We start from the raw sequence: 6,197 nt of genomic DNA, 5'->3' as shown, positions 1-6,197 counted from the left end.
TAACAAAAAATTTGCTTATTAACATAGTTCGTTAAGCGGCTCTGTCCATTTAACTGTGTAAAATATTTTATGTGTTTTAAATTCTATGTTCGAATTTAATTAAAAAATGTGCTATAGCCTCACTCCAACTGTGAATAGGCATGGTCCACTTTCTGGTCATATAGTTAATAGTTAAATATAAGGTTTTAAAAACAGCTAAATCGTTAGGAAACACTCTTTTATTTTTAGTAACTCTACGGAATTGACTATTTACAGATTCAACAATATTTGTTGTATAAATAACCCTACGTATTGCATTAGGGTATTGTAAAAATAGCATCAGATTATTCCAATTTGCATACCAAGAGTTGGCTATTTGTGGGTGCTGTTTATCCCATTTGTTGGCAAAAGTTTCTAATGCCATCAGTGCTTCTTCTTCATTTACTGATGTATAAATTGGCTTTAAATCAGCAGATAATGATTTTCTATCTTTATAGGATACATACTTCAAGCTATTCCTAATTTGGTGAACGATACAGAGTTGGTGATCTGTTTTAGGATATACAGCACTGATTGCCTCAGACATACCTGATAAATTATCTGTACAAGCAATCAGCATATCCTGCATACCACGATTTTTGAGCTCTGTCAAATTACCTAACCAAAACTTAGATCCTTCATTTTCACTCATCCATAGTCCTAAAACATCTTTTATCCCTAGTCGATCTATACCTAACGCAACATAGACTGACTTATTGATGATGCGTTTGTCTTGCCTAACCTTAACTACAAAACAATCAAAAAAAACAATTGGATAGACTGTTTCTAATGGACGATTTTGCCATATCTTAACATCTTCAATAACAGAATCTGTGATGTTACTGATCAGGCTTTCACTAACTTCTGCTCCATACAATTCTTGTATTTGAAGCTGAATATCTGATAGACTCATCCCTTTAGCATATAAAGATAAAATCTTATCATCTAAACCAGGGATTCTTGTTTGACGTTTAGGTAATAAAACAGGTTCAAAACTCGATGATCTGTCTCTGGGGACTTCAACCGATATAACACCATTATCAGTTATAATATAGTGGACCGAAAAAATCGGACAGAAAATTAGATACTTTGTTTCGTATTGTACTAGTTTTATTGTTTCACAAACGAGTTTATAAAATGGGAAGAAAAAAGGTTAGAAAGTTTAGTTCAGTAGAGAAGACTAAAATAGTCTTAGATTTATTAAAAGAAGAATTGACGTTAGTAGAGTTATCGTCCAAGTATGGAGTAACTAGCAAAACACTTCAAAATTGGAAACATCAGTTTATGGAGCATGCTTATTTAGCTTTTGATCCATCCAAAGTTGTTAGTGCATACAAAGATGAAATAGCTCATTTAAAGGATGAAAATGATTCCTTAGCCAAGACATTAGGTAAAACTACAGTTGAGCGGGACTGGGCAGTGGGAAAGCTAAAGAGCTTGGACTTATTAAGTAAAAAAGGTCTTGTCGAATCCAAGCTTACTCATTTACNTAAGGCAAGACAATGTAAATTATTATCGATTAATCGTTCTTTTTTATATTATAAATCTAGTATAGAAGATAGTTTTAATAAGGAGCTTATCAATAAAATAGCTGATATTTATATCGATCATCCAGAATACGGATACCGTTATATATATAACCAGTTATTAGAAGATGGTTTGTCTATAGGAAAAAATCGTGTGCTACATTATATGCGTAGAATGGGCTTATGTGCTGTTTATCCGCGTAAAAAAGTTTTTACTTCTTTTAAGTCTTCTAAATATAAAGCACATGGTTATTTACTAGATAAGTATTGGTTTTCCTCTGGTCAGACCAGGCGTCTTTATGTACCTAAATCAAATCAGGTTTGGAGCGGGGATATAACTTATATTAAAACTAATAATGGATTTATCTATTTTGCAGCTATAATAGACTGGCATAGTAAGGCTATATTGAGCTATAAAGTATCTAACAGTATGGATACAACACTTGTAACAGATATTTTAGAAGAAGCTCTTAGCAAATATCCTGCTCCAGAGTACTTTAATAGCGATCATGGAAGTCAATATACCAGTCATGGTCACATACAATTGTTAAAAAAGTATGGTATTAAAATATCAATGAATGGGCAAGGTAGAAGTATTGATAATGTAGTTATAGAGCGTTTTTTTAGAACAATAAAATATAACTGCTTGTTTATAAATGACTTTAAAAATATTAAAGAGATTAAACAGGGCATTAACGATTACATGCATAAATATAATTACAACAGATTTCATTCTAGTATTAAATATCAAAAACCTATGAACGTCTATCTTACACATGTAAAAAATCAATACGCTAAAGCAGAAATAACACGGAAACAAAATTTATAAAACTTTGTCCGATTTTTTCGGTCCACTATATAATAACACTCCATACAAAGTAGTAGTTGACAAAAGCGGTAGTAATAAGGCGGCTCTTGATGCTTTAAATATAGAATTGGATCAAGGTCACAAGATTCAAATATTTCAAAACAAATACTTAAATAATAGAGTCGAACAAGATCATAGATTCATTAAAAAACGGATAAAACCCATGCTAGGGTTTAAGCATTTCCATTCGGCCAACATTACCATTACAGGGATAGAAAATATCAGAATAATTCAAAAAGGACAATTAATCGGATCTAAAAAACAAGCATCTACTTTTGAGAACTTTGCTAAACTTATGGCCGAATAATATTCAAATTTGAAGACAAGGGGGAGAACTATACAAAATCAAATACAGATGCGACAGAACCAAACATTCTGTATATTGTAGGGTATAAAGAGCTTATATAGCTCTGATTGCGGACAAATAGATAAAATATTTTATGGACAAAATTACACCAAAAGTAGATTTAGCCTTTAAAAAAATATTTGGGGTAGAAGAAAATAAAGATTTGCTTATTGAGTTGATCAATGCTACGGTCTCTCGAGAAGATCAGGTAGTAGATGTTACGTTATTAAATCCTTATAACCCAAAAAATTTTAGAAGCGACAAACTATCTATTTTAGATATTAAAGCGATAAGTGAAACTGGGAAAAGGTTTAATATAGAGATCCAAATCACAGATGAAGCAGATTATGATAAACGCGCTTTATATTATTGGGCTAAGTTATATACAGATCAATTAAAGGTATCTCAAGGTTATTCTAAGTTGAATAAAGCAATAGGAATTCATATCCTTAACTTTATCTCTATAGCAGATAATAAAAAGTATCATAACGTCTTTCGTATTACAGAAAAAGAGAGTGGTATAGCTTATTTTCATGATTTAGAATTGCATACAATAGAGTTGACTAAGTTTAGTAAAGATCCAGATGAGAATCTGACCAGTTTATTGAAAAAAATCAAAACATCATTAGATATCTGGACGGCTTTTCTTACGCGTCATGATTTACTGAATAAGGATAACTTACCTGGTCCCTTAGCAATCCCGAGCCTTAAAAAGGCCTTACATGTTTTAGATACGTTAAACTTCACGGATGAAGAAAGAATGGCTTATGAGGATCACTTGAAATGGTTACTCATAGAAGCCAACACAGTGGAAAAATATAGACAAGAAGGAGAAGAAAAAGGTAGACAAGAGGGCAGAGAAGAAGGTAGACAAGAAGGTAGACAAGAAGGTATCCGAATAGGGGAAGAAAAAGGAGAAAAAGAGAAAGCTCTTTCTATAGCCAAGGCTATGCTTCTCAAGGGTTACTCTATGGAAGAGATTACGATTCTTACCGGACTATCTAAAACTGATATTCAGGATATTATGTAATAATCTATAGATAACTTATACATAATAATTTAGACTCATAACCAATTAAAATTAACTTAAAATTGATCCCTTCCTATGAGTTCTTTGGTGGGTTTTACAATGAGAAGAGGTAGTAAAAGCTTTATCGCATATGTCGCATTTATAAGGCCTCTCTCCCGTGTGGGATCTATGGTGAACCTTAAGTGTATCTAATCTAGAAAACCCTTTCCCACAGGTATCTCATTTATGGGGCTTATTTTTATAGATCATTTCGTGATCTTTAAACGAAAAGTATTATATAACTCTACCACAGCACTTACATGTGAAAAGTTTTTTATCTTCTAGCTGTAATTCAGTTTTATCCATAAAATTTTATAGGTAGAAAAGCGCTTTATGGGGTGACGTCAGGAAACGGAAAATAAAGCACGTTAGCCCTGTTTATTTTCTATATTAAAAATTATATTTGCCTGTAAATAAATTAAAAAAATAATTATAATTATTTTTACTATCTTGTATAAAATCCTGAAAAGTGCTATAGAAATATTTTTGTATATAAGGTAAAATATAGTTTATTTACAGTTAATTCGTTTTAATTAATAAATCTGATTTTCAAACAAATTTTATCAAATCACTCGGCTGTAAGACTCACTAATCGGTTCTGTCGCATCTGTAGTAATTTTGTATAGTTCTCCCCCTTGTCTTCAAATTTGAATATTATTCGGCCATAAATTTAGAAAAGTTCTCAAAAGTAGATACCTGTTTTTTAGATCCGATTAATTGTCCTTTTTGAATGATTCTAATATTTTCTATTCCTGTAATGGTAATGCTAGCCGAATGGAAACTCTTAAATCCTAGCATGGGTTTGATCGGTTTTTTAATAAATAAGCATTTACACAATTTTATTTACAAACTCTTTTTTCAGTCTACTATACTCCTATTAGGTATTACTAGTGTTAATTTTTTTCTTAATACTGCTCCCTTTTTTATCGGTGTTCTAGGTCTTTCTGTTGTTGGTGTTGGTATTCTTGATTCTTTTATCGGTGTTCTAGGTCTTTCTGTTGTTGGTCTTGGTATTCTTGATTCTTTTATCGGTGTTCTAGGTCTTTCTGTTGTTGGTCTTGGTATTCTTGATTCTTTTATCGGTGTTCTAGGTCTTTCTGTTGTTGGTGTTGGTATTCTTGATTCTTTTATCGGTGTTCTAGGTCTTTCTGTTGTTGGTGTTGGTATTCTTGATTCTTTTGTTTCTGGTAATGAGAATTCTTTACCTATAATAGGTTCTTCTTTATTTTTCTTTTCTACTTTATCTATAGATTCTTTAATTGTACTTTTTATATTTTCAAATTTTTCATTAGGTACAAAAGAAGATTTACATTTAACGACTTCTTTTTTTACTTTACTGTCACAGTTGAATGCAAGTGAAACTACTATAAGAGAGTATAAAAAAGTAATTTTTAATAAGTTTTTTATGTTGTTTTCCATATCTTTAATTTATTCTAAATTTACTTATCACTTAAAAGGATAAAGCTATTGCATTAAAACACTAAAAATGTAACTATGCAATATTAAGTATTTTTTATATTATTCAAAAAGGTTCTGTCATGGTTTTATTGATTGGTTGTATGGCCACTAGTAGCACCATGTTTTTTCAATAAGTTAACTACGTCTGTATGACCTTTTTCTAACGCTAAATCAAGAGGTGTATTTAACACATGATTTAGTTCATTGATCTTAGCCCCCTTTTTTATTAAAATTTTTACTATACCTACATTTCCTAATTCCGCTGAATAATGAAGAAAAGTATATTCATATTTATCATTTTCATTAAGATTATCTGTATGTTTTACTAAAGTTTTTACCACTTTTTCATGACCTAATTTTACTGAATAATAAAGAGGAGTATGTTGATTTATATTTTTTTCATTGACATTAGCTCCATGTTTTACCAACTTTTTTACCACTTCTATATTATTGATTTGTGCTGCATAATGAAGGGGAGTACACTCATTCATATCCTTTTGATTCACATTAGCTCCATGTTGTATTAACTCTTTTACCACTTCTAAATGATCGTTTCCCGCTGCATAATGAAGGGGAGTATTATCATAATCATTTTGATTATTTACAGGAATTATTTTGTCGTTTAAATAAAAACGAGCCTCTTCAATATCACCATAGGCTGATGCAGAATGCAGAGGGCTACCAAAATCTTTTTTATTTGTAATAAATTTATACTTAACTTCTATTTTATTTTTCCCTAAATATTTTTCACTACTACTATTCATCCCATATCTATTTGACTGACTACATCCAGTAATAATAAATGAGATACAAACAGCTATTCCTGATATTACAATAGAAGATTGAATATGTGATGTATATTTTTTATTCATAATGATTATATTTTATTGTTCATACTTTACCATTTTAAAT

The 6,197-nt window shown here is 30.7% G+C and carries 4 protein-coding genes and 4 pseudogenes; 3 read left to right on the top strand and 5 right to left on the bottom strand.

Going from position 1 to position 6,197, the window contains the following annotated elements:
• Positions 1 to 76 precede the first annotated feature (76 nt).
• Positions 77 to 1,069, bottom strand: a pseudogene (locus tag AL022_RS04180) (IS256 family transposase); the annotation flags it as partial.
• Positions 1,070 to 1,155: 86 nt separating this feature from the next.
• Here AL022_RS04180 and AL022_RS04175 point away from each other — a divergent pair.
• The 3 genes and pseudogenes from AL022_RS04175 (at position 1,156) to AL022_RS04165 (ending at position 3,788) form a co-directional block, all read left to right on the top strand.
• Positions 1,156 to 2,373 (top strand): IS3 family transposase, encoded by a 1,218-nt coding sequence (locus AL022_RS04175; RefSeq protein ID WP_014935042.1) that lies wholly within the window; start codon positions 1,156 to 1,158, stop codon positions 2,371 to 2,373.
• A gap of 31 nt (positions 2,374 to 2,404) precedes the next feature.
• A pseudogene (locus AL022_RS04170) lies at positions 2,405 to 2,719 on the top strand (DDE-type integrase/transposase/recombinase); the annotation flags it as partial.
• Between the two features lie 133 nt (positions 2,720 to 2,852).
• A complete protein-coding gene (locus AL022_RS04165) occupies positions 2,853 to 3,788 on the top strand; it encodes an Rpn family recombination-promoting nuclease/putative transposase (protein WP_014935040.1) in 936 nt (311 codons plus the stop codon).
• 51 nt (positions 3,789 to 3,839) lie between these two features.
• Here the strand turns inward: AL022_RS04165 and AL022_RS04700 are convergent.
• The 4 genes and pseudogenes from AL022_RS04700 to AL022_RS04155 form a co-directional block, all read right to left on the bottom strand.
• A pseudogene (locus AL022_RS04700) lies at positions 3,840 to 3,926 on the bottom strand (hypothetical protein); the annotation flags it as partial.
• Between the two features lie 555 nt (positions 3,927 to 4,481).
• Positions 4,482 to 4,649, bottom strand: a pseudogene (locus tag AL022_RS04430) (IS6 family transposase); the annotation flags it as partial.
• Positions 4,650 to 4,685: 36 nt separating this feature from the next.
• Complete coding sequence (locus tag AL022_RS04465; RefSeq protein ID WP_014935038.1) at positions 4,686 to 5,246, bottom strand: hypothetical protein; 561 nt, start codon at positions 5,244 to 5,246, stop codon at positions 4,686 to 4,688.
• A 125-nt stretch (positions 5,247 to 5,371) separates the two neighbouring features.
• On the bottom strand, positions 5,372 to 6,157 hold the full coding sequence (locus AL022_RS04155; RefSeq protein WP_014935037.1) for an ankyrin repeat domain-containing protein: 786 nt from the start codon (positions 6,155 to 6,157) through the stop codon (positions 5,372 to 5,374).
• Between the last annotated feature and the right edge of the window lie 40 nt (positions 6,158 to 6,197).

Source organism: Cardinium endosymbiont cEper1 of Encarsia pergandiella, from assembly GCF_000304455.1.
Lineage (GTDB): Bacteria > Bacteroidota > Bacteroidia > Cytophagales > Amoebophilaceae > Cardinium.
This window is presented reverse-complemented; position numbering and strand designations above follow the sequence as displayed.